This window comes from Streptomyces sp. NPDC126510 (assembly GCF_040302345.1).
Classification (GTDB): Bacteria; Actinomycetota; Actinomycetes; order Streptomycetales; family Streptomycetaceae; genus Streptomyces.
In genome coordinates this window covers 14,853-29,959 of sequence record NZ_JBEORR010000024.1, presented here as the reverse complement: position 1 = coordinate 29,959, position 15,107 = coordinate 14,853, and the positions used below count along the sequence as shown (strand labels likewise).

14 protein-coding genes are annotated in these 15,107 nt (G+C 74.1%); 6 read left to right on the top strand and 8 right to left on the bottom strand.

Annotated elements, in window-relative coordinates; translation table 11 throughout:
- Positions 1-23: 23 nt before the first annotated feature.
- The gene (gene istB, locus ABTX60_RS29445; protein ID WP_502992419.1) at positions 24-1,301 is read left to right on the top strand and encodes an IS21-like element helper ATPase IstB; all 1,278 of its coding nucleotides are present in this window, start codon (positions 24-26) and stop codon (positions 1,299-1,301) included.
- Here istB and ABTX60_RS29440 read toward each other — a convergent pair.
- The 3 genes from ABTX60_RS29440 to ABTX60_RS29430 all read right to left on the bottom strand — a co-directional run bounded on the left by ABTX60_RS29440 (position 1,279) and on the right by ABTX60_RS29430 (position 4,411).
- The gene (locus ABTX60_RS29440) at positions 1,279-1,467 is read right to left on the bottom strand and encodes a hypothetical protein (protein ID WP_352100047.1); all 189 of its coding nucleotides are present in this window, start codon (positions 1,465-1,467) and stop codon (positions 1,279-1,281) included. The genes istB and ABTX60_RS29440 overlap by 23 nt on opposite strands.
- A 105-nt stretch (positions 1,468-1,572) precedes the next feature.
- Positions 1,573-1,704 carry a hypothetical protein gene (locus tag ABTX60_RS29435; protein WP_352100046.1) on the bottom strand — a complete coding sequence of 44 codons (132 nt, stop codon included), beginning with the start codon at positions 1,702-1,704 and terminating at the stop codon, positions 1,573-1,575.
- Positions 1,705-1,870: 166 nt separating this feature from the next.
- On the bottom strand, positions 1,871-4,411 hold the full coding sequence (locus ABTX60_RS29430) for a helicase-associated domain-containing protein (RefSeq protein ID WP_352100045.1): 2,541 nt from the start codon (positions 4,409-4,411) through the stop codon (positions 1,871-1,873).
- A gap of 152 nt (positions 4,412-4,563) precedes the next feature.
- Here ABTX60_RS29430 and ABTX60_RS29425 point away from each other — a divergent pair, with 152 nt between their 5' ends.
- Both ABTX60_RS29425 and ABTX60_RS29420 read left to right on the top strand, forming a co-directional pair.
- Positions 4,564-5,562: a hypothetical protein gene (locus ABTX60_RS29425; RefSeq protein WP_352100044.1), complete on the top strand. Its 999-nt coding sequence runs from the start codon at positions 4,564-4,566 to the stop codon at positions 5,560-5,562.
- Positions 5,563-5,625: 63 nt separating this feature from the next.
- Entirely contained in the window at positions 5,626-6,249 is a 624-nt protein-coding gene (locus ABTX60_RS29420) for an HAD family hydrolase (protein ID WP_352100043.1), read from the top strand.
- Here the strand turns inward: ABTX60_RS29420 and ABTX60_RS29415 are convergent.
- Positions 6,228-6,476, bottom strand: coding sequence for a hypothetical protein (locus tag ABTX60_RS29415; protein WP_053672617.1), 249 nt, complete (start codon positions 6,474-6,476; stop codon positions 6,228-6,230). The two genes, ABTX60_RS29420 and ABTX60_RS29415, sit on opposite strands and share 22 nt — an antisense overlap.
- A gap of 164 nt (positions 6,477-6,640) precedes the next feature.
- On the opposite strand from ABTX60_RS29415, the gene ABTX60_RS29410 reads away from it, so the two are divergent.
- The gene (locus ABTX60_RS29410; protein WP_003991106.1) at positions 6,641-7,024 is read left to right on the top strand and encodes a cold-shock protein; all 384 of its coding nucleotides are present in this window, start codon (positions 6,641-6,643) and stop codon (positions 7,022-7,024) included.
- Between the two features lie 4 nt (positions 7,025-7,028).
- Here the strand turns inward: ABTX60_RS29410 and ABTX60_RS29405 are convergent, their stop codons facing one another.
- From ABTX60_RS29405 to ABTX60_RS29390, 4 genes are all read right to left on the bottom strand, one after another.
- The gene (locus ABTX60_RS29405; RefSeq protein ID WP_352100042.1) at positions 7,029-7,916 is read right to left on the bottom strand and encodes a 1,4-dihydroxy-6-naphtoate synthase; all 888 of its coding nucleotides are present in this window, start codon (positions 7,914-7,916) and stop codon (positions 7,029-7,031) included.
- Positions 7,906-8,556, bottom strand: coding sequence for a futalosine hydrolase (locus ABTX60_RS29400; RefSeq protein ID WP_502992418.1), 651 nt, complete (start codon positions 8,554-8,556; stop codon positions 7,906-7,908). The genes ABTX60_RS29405 and ABTX60_RS29400 overlap by 11 nt, the downstream gene beginning before the upstream one ends.
- Before the next feature lie 29 nt (positions 8,557-8,585).
- Positions 8,586-9,059, bottom strand: a complete 474-nt coding sequence (locus ABTX60_RS29395) for a DUF2771 domain-containing protein (RefSeq protein ID WP_170320984.1) — start codon at positions 9,057-9,059, stop codon at positions 8,586-8,588.
- 93 nt (positions 9,060-9,152) lie between these two features.
- Positions 9,153-10,586: an MFS transporter gene (locus ABTX60_RS29390; RefSeq protein ID WP_352100041.1), complete on the bottom strand. Its 1,434-nt coding sequence runs from the start codon at positions 10,584-10,586 to the stop codon at positions 9,153-9,155.
- 273 nt (positions 10,587-10,859) lie between these two features.
- On the opposite strand from ABTX60_RS29390, the gene ABTX60_RS29385 reads away from it, so the two are divergent.
- Both ABTX60_RS29385 and ABTX60_RS29380 read left to right on the top strand, forming a co-directional pair.
- Positions 10,860-11,786: a DUF3027 domain-containing protein gene (locus ABTX60_RS29385; protein WP_352100040.1), complete on the top strand. Its 927-nt coding sequence runs from the start codon at positions 10,860-10,862 to the stop codon at positions 11,784-11,786.
- Positions 11,787-11,898: 112 nt separating this feature from the next.
- The gene (locus tag ABTX60_RS29380; RefSeq protein ID WP_352100039.1) at positions 11,899-15,027 is read left to right on the top strand and encodes a sacsin N-terminal ATP-binding-like domain-containing protein; all 3,129 of its coding nucleotides are present in this window, start codon (positions 11,899-11,901) and stop codon (positions 15,025-15,027) included.
- The last annotated feature ends 80 nt before the right edge of the window (positions 15,028-15,107 follow it).

Here is a 15,107-nt window from a genome sequence, read left to right as displayed (position 1 = left end):
TTTTTCCATCGCGGCCCCGAAGAATGGCGCAGGTGCGCAACCCGACGACCACCACGCTCGGATACGCCCTGTTCGCCACCCGCTGGCTCCAGGCCCCGCTGTACTTCGGGCTGGTGGCCGCCCAGGGCGTCTACGTCTACAAGTTCTTCAAGGAGCTCTGGACCTTAATCCTCATGTGCGTGAGCGGGCACGCCACCGAGACGTACGTGATGCTCGCGGTGCTCAAGCTGGTCGACGTCGTCATGATCGCCAACCTGCTGATCATGGTGATCGTCGGCGGCTACGAGACGTTCGTCTCGCGCATCGGCCTGCAGGGCCACCGTGACCAGCCCGAATGGCTCTCACACGTCAACTCCAACGTGCTGAAGGTCAAGCTCGCCACGGCGATCGTGGGCATCTCCTCCGTGCACCTGCTCCAGATGTTCGTGGACGTCCACCACACCTCCCGGCACGCCCTGCTGTGGGGGACGGTGATCCACATGGCGTTCATCGCCTCGGCGGCGATCCTCGCCTACATGTCCGGGCCGATGGTCGCGCAGTCGGACCGCGGCCACGCCGACCGTGCGCAGGCCGGGCACGCACGGGCACGGCACGCACCGGCCGGGCACACGCGGACCGTGGGCCAGGAGGAGAGCGACCTCGAAGACCCGCACCGGGCCCGGCCGGAACCCGAGGCCCCGGCGGCCGCGCCGGCCGTCCCCCGGCAGCCCGCCCCGGACGCCGACGCCGAGGCCCGCATCCGTGCCGCCGGCTTCCCCGCCCGCAAGCTGCTGGAGGACTTCGACCAGCAGCACCCCCGGGACTTCGACCGGGAGGCCGTGGCCCGGCTCGGCAAGGCGGAGTTCGTCGCGGCCCGGCGCAACGTGGTCCTCGTCGGGCCGCCCGGCACCGGCAAGACCCATCTCGCCGTCGCCCTGGGCGTCCGCGCCTGCCAGGCCGGGCACCGGGTGCTCTTCGCGACCGCCGCCGAGTGGGCGGCCCGGCTCACCGAAGCCCAGGCCGCCGGCCGGCTCGACGCGGAGCTGACCGCTCTCGACGATCATCCCCTCCTGATCGTCGACGAGATCGGCTACACGCCCTTCGACGCGGCGACCGCGGGCCTGTTCTTCCGGCTCGTCGCCCACCGCTACGAGCGGGCCTCGCTGATCGTGACCAGCGACCGCCCGCTCGGCCGCTGGGACGAGGTCTTCGGCACGTCCGCCCCGGCGATGACGGACCGCCTGGCCCACCACGCCGACCTCGTGCGGCTCGACGGGGACAGCTACCGCACCCGTCGCGCTACTGCAGAGTGGGCAGACTGACGTTCTGGACCAGCGGGCCCTCGATGCTGACCCCCTCGGTGACCAGAGGTTCCACAGCCGCGACCGGCAGGGGCAGCGGCGCCGCGGGGGCCGTCGCCGCGGAGGGCGCGAGCACCCCCACGAGCGCGACGGCACAGAGAGCGGCGGCGGGCAGGTTCTCACGCATGGGGACGGCACGGCCTTTCGGAGACTGGGGTCGGGGGACGGCGACACCGCACCGCGAGCCGGCCCGAGGACACACCTGGACCGGCCCGAGGTGCGCGGGAGCGGATCAGATCTGCGGTGTCTCCAGGACGAGCCCGGCGGCGTCGATGCTCACCGCGGAGGCCGGAGTGGCGAGCCCCCCGAACGTCATCAGGGCGGCGGTGACGAGGACGGCGGCGACTCGACGGACAGCGCGCATGGGGGGTTTCCTTTCGGGACGGCTCACAGGACACCCGGTGGCTGCCCGCGCGCACCCGGCGTGATGCGGCACGCCCGGGAAGGTCGCCCGAGCGTGGGACATCCCCGGCGTGGCGTGCATGAACGCCCGCCCGCACCCGAACGGGTGACGCGGCCCCGCGGTGCCGTCAGCCCGCGTCGTCGGCGAGCTCGGCGACCCCGGTGATCCTGTGCAGCGGATACGTGCGGACCTCGTCCGCGGTGTGGTCGTACGCCGTGACGAAGCCGCCCTCGACGCGGATCGGGGCGATGACCCGCTGGCTGGCGGCGCCCTCGGCGTTGACGTAGCCGATCCACAGGGCCTCGCCGGTCAGGACGGCGGCCTGCATGGTGGCGAGGGTCTCGGCGGCACCGGTGCGGGGCAGCTCGCCGTTGGCCGCGGGGGCCGTGCCCGGCTTGCGCGGGGTGGTGGACGCGAGGTCGCCGGCCCGGATGGCGCGCAGCGCGGCCGCCAGGAGGGTGTCGTCGGGGACGGGCGGGCCGTCCGGGACCGGCTCGGGCGGGGTGCGGGGCGGGGTGCGGTGGGCCAGGGCGCGGGTGATCAGCACATCGCCCTCGGCGGACTCGGCGGCCGGCGCGAACCCCATCGCCCGCAGGCCTTCCAGGAGCCCGGCCGGGTCGGCCTGGGCGGCCAGCACGGTCGGCGCGAGCCGGCGCAGCCCGAGCCCGGCGGCCCGCTTGTCGGCGAGGATCTCGCTGAGCACCGCGTCGTCGTCGCAGCGCACGTACGCCGAGGCCGCGCCGACCCGCAGATGGCCGTGCCGCCGGGCCACGTCGTCGATCAGGTACGCGAGCGGCTGCGGCACCGGAGTACGGGAGTGCGCGGCGAGGAAATCGTGCAGGTCGGAGGCGGCCCGCCCGGCGTCCAGCGCCCGCCGCACCGAGCCGGGCGTGAACCGGTACACGGTCGCCCCGCCCTTGGACTCGACGTCCGCCAGCACGCCCAGCATGTCCGCGAGCGGCCGCTGCAGGGGCCCGGGCGCCACCGCCGTCAGGTCGGCCTGCAGCAGCACGTGGTCCAGCGGTTCGGGCAGCAGCGGCGCGAGCAGCCGGGCCGCGGCGGCGGAGGCGGCGGCCTGTTCGGCGGGGGACAGGGGAGCGAGCGGGATGGCGCGGTGATGGTGGTGGACGGGCAGCTTGTCCCCCGGCCCGGAGGGTTCCGTTTCTGGACCCGGCGCGGGAGCCGCGGGCGCGCCCAGCAGCGCCCGGCCCTGCGCCGACAGCGCGCCCCGGCCCGTGACACCCAGCAGCTCCGCCTCGGACAGCGCCCACTCGGCGAGCCGGGCGCGCGGGTCGTCCTCGCGCCGGTCGCCGCGCAGGGGCCGCTCCCAGCGCAGCCGCGCCAGCACCGACGCGGCGGCGGGCGCGACGCCTTCCGGCAGCCCGGCCAGCAGCGCCAGCACCCGGTGCCGCACCTCGGGCGCCGCCGAGCGGTCCAGGCCCGGCCCGAGCGCCGACAACGTACGGTCCTTGGCGTCCCGCCCGCCGACCAGACCGGCCGTCCGGGTCGCCGTGAGCCACGCCGTGACCAGCCGCGACCAGCGCTCCGCGGCGGGCTGCTCCAGCCACTCGTCGTAGGCGGGGGTCGCCGCGTACCGCTCGTCGGCCTCGCCGTCCGAGGCGATCAGACCGGCCGCGTACGCCAGTTCCACCCAGAACGCGGCCGCCGGCTCGGGCACGTCGAGGGCGACGGCGGTCCGCTTCAGGTCCCGCACGCTCAGCCCGCCGGCCCGCAGCACCGCCGGCCCACCCTCGTCCCAGTCCTTCAGCAGCTCCTCGACGGTCGCGAGCGCGGTGTACGCCTGCCCGGCCGCGGTGCCGTCCACAACCTGTGGACGATGTGCGGCGGCCGCCTCGACCACCGGCGGCACCGGCTCGGGCTCCCGGTGCGCCAGACCCCGCCGCAGGTGCAGGGCGACCTCACGCGGCAGGACGACCGTCCCGGGCGCCGTCGGCAGCAGCAGTCCGCGGTCCAGCAGCCAGCGCAGCCGGGGCGCGGGATCGGCGGTGACCTGCCCGTACGGCGGCCCCGACACCAGACGTTCCAGCACGTCGAGGGAGTCGGCCGGGGCCTCGGCGAGCAGCGCGGCCATCCGGGTCCGGTCCGTGAACAGCCCGGCCAGGGTGGTCACCGCGGAGACCGAGTCGTGCGTCGAGGCCAGTCCGGCGGCCGCGACGATCTCCTGGATCCGGCCCGGGGACATCCCGGCGGTGGCCTCCTGGACCGTCGGGCCGAGCCCGGTCGGCGAGGGGTGCTGCGGCGAGGGGGCCAGCAGCTCCCGCGCCGTGCGGACCAGCCGCAGCCGGTCGTCGTCACCCCACACCAGGGCCTGCTCGCGCAGCAGGCCGACGGCGTGCGGCAGGGCCGCGACGACGGCCTGGTCGGCGTCGTCCCCGGCCATGAGCCCGAGCAGTTCGCCGTACGTCGCCGGGTCCGCGGCCACGGCCAGCGCCTCCGCCGTCTGCAGCGCGAACCGGTCCAGCCGCTCCAGGGCCCGCACCACCGAGGCACGGGTGCCGGCCCGGGTCGCGAGCTGGGTGAGGTCGGTGGGGACGGGCGTGATGAGATCCGGGCGGCTGCGCAGGAGCGCGCCCAGCGAAGCATCGCCCCGCGCGCGGAGCGCTTCCGCGAGGGAACGGGGGGCCGGGGGCCTGTCCTCGGTGCTCATCCGGTCCACGGTAGCGGGTCGCCCCCGGCGGCCGGGGCGGTCGTGCGCCGCCTCGCCCCCGTACGCGGGACGGGCTTTTGGCCGCTGAGAGGGCACTCGCGGTACCGTCGTGCGACGGCGTCACGCAACGCACCCGCCCCGGAGGGGACTTCGTGGGGATTGAGAGCGACCAGGTCGTTTACGAGTATCTGAGCCGTGTCGGCGACGTGGCCCAGCAGCGGCAGTTGTCGTCGGCCACCCGCATGCGTCTGGTCGCGGACCTGCGCAACGAGATCGACAAGCGCCGCTCGAAGGCCACCGTCGACTCGCCCGCCGCCGTCCGCCGCATCCTGTCCCGCCTCGGCAGCCCCGACGACATCGTGACCGCGGCGGCGGGCGGCACGACGGGTGAGCCGTACAGCGCCGCTCCCGCCGCCGTACCGGTGCAGCGCGAGACCGAGCCGGAGGTGCGGGGCGAGCGGGCGAAGGGCGTCATGTGGCGCGTCGTACCGCGCCCCCGCCCGGCACGGCCCGCCGAGGACCCGCACCCCGCGGCCTCCGACGGTGCGGCCCCGCCGCATCTGGCCGCCGCTCACGAACTCGGGGACAGCGGGCTCCAGCCGGACTGGTGGCGGGTGGAGAGCGGCCCCTTCGGCGTGGGTGACGAGGTGCCCGGCTTCGTCGGCGGTGTGGAGCTGCCCGACCTGCTGAAGCCGCCGGCGCCGCGGAAGGCGGAGCAGGAGAAGCCGGCTGCCGAGGAAACGGTCCCGGCCGTCGAGGCGGCCGAGGTGACCGGGACGGGGAGTCGCCGCCGTCTCCCGCGCCTCCCCGCCGGGAACTGGAGCAACCCGCTCCTCCTGATCGCCGCCGGCCTCCTCGTCGCCGGTGCGGTGCTCGGCAACTGGTTCGTCCTGCTGCTCGGCTGGCTCATCGCCTACGCCTCCCGCCGTCTCACCCAGGCCGAGACCAAGTGGGCGGTCGTGATCCTGCCCGGCCTCTCCCTGGCGGGGGGCCTGGTCTGGCTGTGGGGCCGGATGAACGGCCGCTGGGGCACCCCGATCGCCGAGGGCCACATGAATGCGGCGGTGTCGGAGACCTGGCCCTGGGTGGTCAGGGGCGCGGCGGTGGCATCGGCGCTGTTCCTGGTGTGGCGTTCCCAGCGCTCGCGCTAGCGGACACCTCTGCGGGGCCGCCGATCACAGGCGGACGTCTGCCGTTCACACCGCCTGGGCACAATGGCCCATATGGCACTCACCGTCGGCTTCGACCTCGACATGACCCTCATCGACTCCCGGCCCGGCATCCGCGCCTGCTACCAGGCACTGTCCGAGCGCACGGGCACGTACATCGACGCCGACCTGACGGTCACCCGGCTCGGGCCGCCGCTGGCCGAGGAGCTGATCAACTGGTTCCCGGCCGAGGAGGTCCCGGCCATGGCGGACCTGTACCGGGAGATGTACCCGGCGATCGCCATCACCGCGACCCCGGCCCTGACCGGCGCCCGGGAGGCCATCGCGGCCGTACGGGAGGCCGGCGGACGCGCGATAGTCGTCACCGCCAAGTACGAGCCCAACGCCAAACTGCACCTCGCCCACCTCGGCATCGAGCCCGACGCCGTCATCGGCGACCTGTGGGCCGAGCAGAAGGCGGAGGCCCTGCGCGAGCACGAGGCGGGCGTCTACGTGGGCGACCACGTCGGGGACGTCCGCGGGGCTCGGGCCGCCGGGGCCCTCTCGGTCGCGGTGGCCACCGGCCCCTGCCCGCCGGAGGAACTGCGCGCGGCGGGCGCGGACGTCGTGCTCACCGATCTGACCGAATTCCCGCGGTGGCTTTCGGACTACCGTCCCGCACGCGCCTGACGCCGGCCCGCCGCCACGGAACGCAGCACTCCCGCACCGGCCATCAGGAATCCGACGGCCATGAGCATGCTCAATCCGAACATGTACGTCGGAAAGGGAGTCGTTCCGAGCAACAGCGGGGCGACCGTGACCAGTGTGGCCAGGGCGCCGATGAAGAACACGACGGCTCCGGCCCGGACCAGGCGGTCACCGGGAGCGGCGGAATTCGTTTGGGTTTTGTCACGCACCCGACCAGGGTAGTTCCCAGCGCGAAGGAACAACCGGGTGACGTCTTGTCACCGACCGCCAGAGCATTAGCCTTGGTACCGGCGGGTCCGTACGACCCGCCCGAGTGCTATCAAGAGCCGTTTCCAGAAGCAGTTTTCCGACGAGTACGAGGACGAGGACAGACGTGCCCACCGGCAAGGTCAAGTGGTTCAACAGTGAGAAGGGCTTCGGCTTTCTCTCCCGTGACGACGGCGGCGACGTCTTCGTCCATTCCTCGGTCCTCCCCGCCGGAGTCGAGACGCTCAAGCCGGGCCAGCGAGTGGAGTTCGGCGTGGTCGCCGGACAGCGCGGCGACCAGGCGCTGTCCCTGGCGATCCTGGACCCGACCCCGTCCGTCGCCGCCGCGACCCGCAAGAAGCCGGACGAGCTGGCCTCCATCGTCCAGGACCTGACGACGCTGCTGGAGAACATCACGCCCATGCTGGAGCGGGGCCGCTACCCCGAGAAGACCGCGGGCAAGAAGATCGCCGGCCTGCTGCGCGCGGTCGCCGACCAGCTGGACGTCTGAGACCTCAGGGAAAGCGCAGCGCGTCCGGGCCGAGGGGCGGTACGAGTCCCTCGGCCGCCGCGCGGGTCAGCAGTCCGCGTACGGCCGCGTAGCCGTCCTCGCCGAGACCCGCGGTGAACTCGTTGACGTACAGCCCGATGTGCTGGTCGGCGACGGCCGGGTCCATCTCCTGGGCGTGCTCCATGACGTAGGGCCGGGACGCCTCGGGATCGTCCCAGGCGGCGCGCACGGACGTCCGGATGGAGTCGGCGAGCAGCCGCAGCTTCTGCTCCCCCAGTGACCGCTTGGCGATGATCGCGCCCAGCGGGATCGGCAGCCCGGTGGTGTTCTCCCAGTGCTCGCCCATGTCGGCGAGCTTGTGCAGTCCGTACTGGCCGTAGGTGAAGCGCGCCTCGTGGATCACGAGCCCCGCGTCGACCTTGCCGTCCCGCACGGCCGGCATGATCTCGTGGAACGGCATGACGACGATCTCGCCGACCCCGCCGTCCAGCGTGTCCGCGGCCCACAGCCGGAACAGCAGATAGGCGGTCGACTTCTCACTGGGCACCGCGACGGTCCGCCCCGTGAGTCCCGCAAGCTCTCGGCTTCGCTCGAGCAGGGAGGTGCCCCCACCTCCCGCCTCCCGCGTCAGCACCAGTGGCCCGCAGCCCCGCCCCAGCGCACCCCCGCAGGGCAGCAGGGCGTAGTCGTCGAGGACGTAGGGCAGCACGGCGTACGACACCTTCAGCACGTCGAACTCGCCGCGCTCGGCCATGCCGTTGGTGATGTCGATGTCGGCGAAGGTCACGTCGAGGGCCGGGGCGCCCGGGACCCGGTCGTGGGCCAGGGCGTCGAAGACGAACGTGTCGTTCGGGCAGGGCGAGTACGCGATCTGCAGCTGCTCAACTGTCATGCCGGTTCCAACCCTCCAGTACGGGCGCGAGCTTCCCGAACCCTTCCGTCAAGGCTGCCAGGGCGTCGCCGATCCGCCACGCGGCGCGGTCACGGGGGCCGACGGGATTGGAGATCGCCCGGATCTCCAGCACGGGCACGCCGTGCGCGGCGGCGGCCTCGGCGACGCCGAAGCCCTCCATGGCCTCGGCGAGGGCGGTGGGGTGCCGCTCCCGCAGCGCGGCGGCCCGGGCGGCCGTCCCGGTCACGGTCGACACGGTGAGGACGGCGCCGGTGCGGGCCCCGGTGGCCTCGGCGGCCCGCCGTACGAGATCGGCGGGCGGCTCATGCCTGACGGCCCCGAACCCGAGCTCGGTGACCGGAACGAACCCCTCCGCGGTCTCGGCCCCCAGATCGGCCGCGACGATCCCGTCGGCGACGACCAGCGACCCCACGGGCGCCTCGGGCTGGAACCCGCCCCCGATCCCGGCGGACACGACGAGACCGTAGGGCTCGCCCTTCAGGGCAGCGGCGGTGAGAGCGGAGGCGGTGGAGGCAGCGGCGAGCGCGGGCCCGACACCTGCGGAGATCACCTCGATGCCACTGTCACTCAGGCAGGCCTGAGCCACCGCGTCCCTCTCCACGGGAACAGCGGTGGCCACGAGTACCCGGCACAGGCCAGCGGCAGCGATCAGGCGTCCTTCTTGAGCTTGAAGTTCCAGAGCCCGGACGGGTCCTTGTCGCCTTCCTTGATGGACACCAGCGTCGAGTTGCCCTGCGCGCCGTACTGGGCGTTGAAGAACACGCTGCCCGGAATCGTGCGGTAGGTCTTCGTGCTGGAGTCGGTCAGCGGCTGACCGTTCATCAGGATCGTCCAGCCCTCGTCGGCGATCTCCGGGTCGACCCCGAAGCGCACCGTCTCGTCGGGGTCGACGGAGATGCTCTTGATGCCCTTGTCCTTCAGGCACCCGGCGAGATCGGACGGCTTCAGGGCGTCGCCCTCGCCGCCGCAGGTGGCCTCGGAGTTCACCGAGTCGCTGCCCACGGTGACCGTGGCCATCGGCGTCGGCTTGTCACAGGCCGACAGGACGAGCAGTCCGGCGGATACGACGCCGGCGACGGCGACGGCGCGGCGGCGTCGCACAACGGATTGCAACGTGTTCATGGGCGAAGGCTATCGGGCCCGGGCAACGGACCGCCCACGCGGGGTACGGCTCCCGGGGAGATCCATCAGAAGGGCCCTACGCCCCGCGCGGACCTAGGCCACCCGTGCCCGCCCCGTGCCCCCGCGCCGGGCCGAGTCGATCAGCCCCCGCACGGTCGCCAGCCATCCGACGCCGACGATCGCGGCACCCACCGCCAGCCCGGCCGTGCCGTTGAGCGGCATCACGATGCCGACCGCGCCGCCCAGCACCCACGACATCTGCAACAGCGTCTCGGAGCGGGCGAAGGCCGACGTGCGGACCAGTTCGGGCACGTCCCGCTGGATCAGCGCGTCCAGGGACAGCTTGGCCAGGGCCTGCGCGAACCCGGCGATCGCGGCCAGACCGGCCACCAGGACCGCGCCGAAGAACACCGCCGCCGTGATCGCCGCGCCCGCCACGCACGCCACGACCGTCACGATGATGATCTCCGGCGCCCGGGAGCGCAGCCACGCGCCGACGGCCGTACCGAGCGCGTTGCCCGCGCCCGCCGACACGCCCACGATCCCCAGGGACACGGCGGCGCTCTGGCCGGAGACCGGGTGCTCGCGCAGCAGGAACGCCAGGAAGAAGATCAGGAACCCGGTCAGGCAGCGGATGGCGGCGTTGGCGGCCAGCGCGTGGGTGACGGCCGGGCCGACCGTGCGCAGCCCGGGGCGCTTGACCGGCTGCCGGTGCGGACCGTGCAGGTGCTCCTCGTCCGCCGCCAGCAGGGCGCGGTCCTCGCCCTTGGCGGAGTCGACCTTCGGCGGCAGCGTGAACGACAGGATCGTCCCCGCCACGAAGAGCACGAAGGCGCCGAAGAGCGGCCAGCGCGGCCCGATCTGCTGGAGTCCGGCACCGATGGGCGCGGCGATGCCGGTGGCGAGGAGCCCGCCGAGGGTCACGCGCGAGTTGGCCTTCACGAGGGAGAACCGCGGCGGCAGCAGCCGGGGCACGACGGCACTTCTGACCACGCCGTACGCCTTCGACGAGACGAGGACGCCGAGCGCGGCCGGGTACAGCTCCAGGCCGCCGCTGACGACCGCGCCGGACAGCACGATCGCGAGCAGCGCCCGGGCCAGCATCGCGCCGGCCATGGCGGCACGGCGGCCGTGCGGCAGGCGGTCGAGGAGGGGGCCGATGACGGGGGCGAGGAGGGTGAAGGGCGCCATGGTGATGGCGAGGTAGAGCGCGACGCGCCCGCGCGCCTCGTCGGTGGGCACGGAGAAGAAGACGGTGGAGGCGAGGGCGACCGTGATCATGACGTCGCCGGCGCCGTTCACACCGTGCAGTTCGATCAGCTTGCCGAGGCCGGACTCACCGGCGCCGTGCGCGTGGGTGGCCTTGCGGATGCCGCGGGCCGTGCCGGTCACCGGGAAGTGCAGGGCACGGCCGACCGTGCGGAAGAAGCCGCCCGTACGGCCCGGTCCGCCCGGTCGGATACTTCCCTTGACCCCTTTCGACCCACCGGTCCCGGTGGCGCCCGGGGGTGTCTTCGCGGCTGCCACGACGTCATAGTGCCCCGATAAGGCCGTGGGTAGTGCCATTACCGCTTGTATAGGGCCTGTGGGGTGACGGTTCGGGGCGGCGGCCAGGGTGCCGGTGGGCGGTGCAACAGGACCGTCGGTGTACGCGACGTGGGGCGGAAGGGTAGCGTGCGTATCTCAGCCATCCCGCAAAATGGATGAAGGACGTCGACGCGGTCCCCCGGTCCGCTCCGTCCGCCCCCCGCGCCGGGAGTGGCGCACTCGTGAGACGGCGTATGGAGAGAAGCGATACCTGTGAGCGCAGCGACAACGCGAAGCCGCACCCCTGACCGTCTGTGCGCCGAGGCCGTCGACCTCGCACGCGCCGCAGCCGAGGAGGCCGCCGCGCCAGGAATCGTCGGCGAGCACGTCGGGCTGGTCTCCGAGGGGGACCGCGTTGTCACGCACTTCTTCGAGTGCCGGGAGCTCGGGTACCGGGGCTGGCGCTGGGCCGTGACGGTGGCCCGGGCCTCCCGGGCGAAGATCGTCACGGTGGACGAGGCGGCGCTGCTGCCCGGACCGGACGCGGTGCTGGCGCCCGAGTGGGTGCCGTGGAGCGAGCGGCTGCGTCCCGGCGACATGGGGCCGGGCGATCTGCTGCCCACCGACGCCGAGGACCTGCGGCTGGAGCCGGGCTACTCGGGCGAGGACGAGCCGGCGCCGAACGTCCCCGTCTCCCACGAGATGGCCGATCTGGTCGAGGCGGAGGACGCGGACCTCACCACGGGCTCGGCGTCCGGCTTCACGCTGGCCCCCTCCCGCGGTTCGATCCCGGCGGTCGCCGAGGAACTGGGCATGCGCCGGGCCCGCGTCCTGTCCCGCTACGGCCTGCACAGCGCGGCCGACCGCTGGGAGGAGGCGTTCGGCCCCAAGACCCCCATGGCCCAGTCGGCCCCCGCCGCCTGCGTCAGCTGCGGCTTCCTCGTTCCCATCGGCGGCTCCCTCGGCCAGGCCTTCGGCGCCTGCGCCAACGAGTTCTCCCCGGCGGACGGCCGCCTGGTCTCCCTCGCCTACGGCTGCGGCGGCCACTCCGAGGCGGCTGTCATGCCCCGCCCGCCCCAGCCGCCCGCCCCGGTCATCGACGAGACCCGCGTCGACCCCTTCCCGCTGCGCCCGGCCCCGGACTCGGGCTCGGTGACACCTACGGCGGACGCGGACACGGAGGAACTGGGGCACTCCTAGCCCCCGCGTCCTCAGGACACCGCCCGCCCGGCCGCCCGCGCCGGGCGGGGGCACGCCGTCCGCTCCTCAAGCGGTACCTTCTCCTCACGTCCACGAGGAGAAGGAACGGAACGTGAGCAGCAAGTTCGTGCGGCCCGCCGCCGAGGGGGCCGATCCGTTCGGTACCGCCCGTCTGCGGCGCGGTGTCCTCGACGCCTGGGCCACCAGCCCCGCCCGGTTCCGTGAGGACGCCAACGCCGAGGAGGACCTGGTCCTCGGCGGCTACCGGGACCGGCTCGTCGTGGAACTCGCCCAGAACGCGGCCGACGCCGCCGCCCGGGCCGGAGTACCGGGGCGGCTGCGGCTCACCCTGCGCGACGACGTGCTCGTCGCCGCCAACACCGGCGCCCCGCTGGACGCGGCCGGGGTCGAGTCGCTGTCCACCCTGCGGGCGTCGGCCAAGCGGGACACCGGGGACACGTCCTCCGTGGGGCGGTTCGGAGTCGGCTTCGCCGCGGTGCTGTCCGTCACCGACGAGCCCGCCGTCGTCGGCCGGCACGGCGGTGTGCGGTGGTCGCTGGCCGAGGCCAGGGCCCTGGCCGCCGAGACCGCCCGGCACAGCCCCGGCCTCGGGGACGAGGTCCGGCGGCGGGACGGGCACGTACCCCTGCTGCGGCTGCCGTACGCCGCCGAGGGCACCGCCCCCGCCCCCTACGACACCGCCGTCATCCTGCCGCTGCGGGACACCCCGGCCGCCGATCTCGCCGAGCGGCTCCTGCGGGCCGTCGACGACGCCCTGCTGCTCGCCCTCCCCGGACTCGAAGAGCTGGTCGTCGAGATCAACGGGGAGAGCCCGCGCACCCTGACCCGCAGCACCGACGGTCCCTTCACCGTCGTCGACGACTCCGCCCACGGCGTCACCCACTGGCGCACCGCCGCCGCCCACGGCCCTCTCACCCCCGATCTCCTCGCCGACCGGCCCGTCGAGGAGCGGCTGCGTCCCCATTGGTCCGTCACCTGGGCCGTGCCCGTGGGCAGCGACGGCAGCCCGGCCCGGCCCCGCACCAGCGCGGTCGTGCACGCCCCCACCCCGAGCGACGAGCCGCTCGGCGTCCCTGCCCTGCTCATCGCCTCGTTCCCGCTGGACTCCACCCGCCGCCACGCCGCTCCCGGTGCGCTCACCGACTTCCTCGTGGAGCGTGCGGCCGATGCCTACGCCGAACTCCTCGGCGACTGGCGGCCGGTGACGTCCGGGATCATCGACCTCGTGCCGGGCCCGCTCGGCAAGGGAGAACTGGACGGCGCCCTGCGCCAGGCGATCCTCCAGCGGCTGCCGCGGACCTCCTTCCTGCCGCCCGCGCTCCCGCCCCGCGAGGACGACGAGCTGCCGGAAAGCCTGCGGCCCCGCGACGCCGAGGTCGTCGAGAGCGCGGGCGCGGACACCGTGCGGGTGCTCGCCGAGGTGCTCCCCACCCTGCTTCCCGCCGGTCTGGAGCGCCGCGCCGAGCTGCGGACCCTGGGCGTCGCCCGCGTCCCGCTGACCGACGCGATCGACCGGCTGGCCGGTCTGGAGAAGGACCCCGGCTGGTGGCGGCGGCTCTACGACAGCCTCGCCGGTGTCGACCCGGACCGCCTGTCGGGGCTTCCGGTCCCCTTGGCGGACGGCCGGACGACCATCGGGCCCCGGCAGGTGCTGCTGCCGGGCGCGGAGACCGCGCGGATCGACCCCGAGGTGCTGGCCCGGCTCGGCCTGAAGGTCGCCCACCCCGACGCCGCCCACCCGATCCTGGAGAAGCTCGGCGCCCTGCCCGCGACACCCCGGGCGGTCCTCACCACCCCGCAGGTCCGGGTCGCCGTCGCCGCGTCCCTGGACGACGACGGCGGCGTGAACTGGGAAGAGGACTCCCTCGACGCCGAGGAACTGGCCGACACCGTGCTCGCGCTGGTGCGGGACGCCGGTCTCGAACCCGGCGACGAGCCCTGGCTCGGCGCGCTCGCCCTGCCCGACGAGGACGGCGAACCGGCCCCGGCCTGCGAACTGGTCTTCCCCGGCGGGCCTTTCGCCCAGGTCATGCGCGAGGGCGAGCTCGCCTGCGTGGACGCCGAGCTGGCCGCCAAGTGGGGCGAACAGCCGCTCGCCGCCTGCGGTGTCCTGGTGGACTTCGCGATCGTCCGCGCCACCGACGTCGTCCTCGACCCGGACGAATTGGAGCCCCGCGAGGGCGACTTCGCCGAGCCCGACGACGCGGGCCTGCTGGACGCCGTCGACGTGTGGTGCGAGGACGTCCTCGACCGCTTCCCGGACAGCCCGGTGCCGCCCGTCGCCACCGAGATCGTCGCCGTACGGGATCTGGACCTCGTGGACGAGGACAAGTGGGCGCAGGCGCTGGCGCTGCTGTCCCGGCCGCCGCTCAGGGACGCGATCGTGCAGCCCGTGCGGATCCTGCTGCCGGACGGCACGCACGAGGTCGTCCGGCCGTACACCGCGTGGTGGCTGCGCGGGAACCCGGTGCTCGACGGCCGCCGCCCGGCCGGACTGCGGGCCGCCGGCGGCGACCCGCTGCTGCGCGGGCTGTACGACGAGGCCGACGCGACCGGGTTCGAGGACGAGCAGGTGCTGCGGGCGCTGGGGGTGCGGACGTCCGTCGCCGCGCTGCTGGACGAGCCCGGCGGCGCGGCCGAGCTGCTCGACCGGCTCGCCGACCCCGAGCGAGAGGTGACGGGCGCTCAACTGCACGCCCTGTACGGATCTCTGGCCGATCTGGACCCCGAGCAGGTGACCCTGCCGGACGACCTGCGGGCCGTCGTCGACGGCCGGGTGGAGGTCGTGGACGCGGCCGACGCGGTGGTCTGCGACTCGCCCGACCTGCTGCCGTTCACCGAGGGCGTGCCGCTGCTTCCCGTACGCCCGTCACGCGCCGCCGAGCTGGCCGAACTGTTCCAGGTGCGGCGGCTGAGCGAGTCGGTCACCGGGGAGGTCACCTCCGAGGGCACCGAGCACGACGTGCCCGAGCCGGTGCTGGTGCTGCTCGGCCGGCAGACCCCGGCCTCCTACGTCGAGCACGAGGGACTCGTCGTCGACGGCGTGGAGATCGACTGGCGGCTCACCGACGACGGCGTCCTGCACGCCTCGACTCTGGAGGGCGTCGCCGCGGGGCTCGCCTGGGCGGCGGGGCAGTGGCCGCGGCGGTTCGAGGTGGCGGCGCTGCTGGAGGATCCGTCCCGCACGGACGAACTGGCGCGGGACCGGTGGTTCGACTGAGCCGGTGGTGAGGTACGGCAGGGGCGGCGTACGGCAGTTGGTGAAAACTCCCGCACATTTTTTTCACCTGTCGTACAACC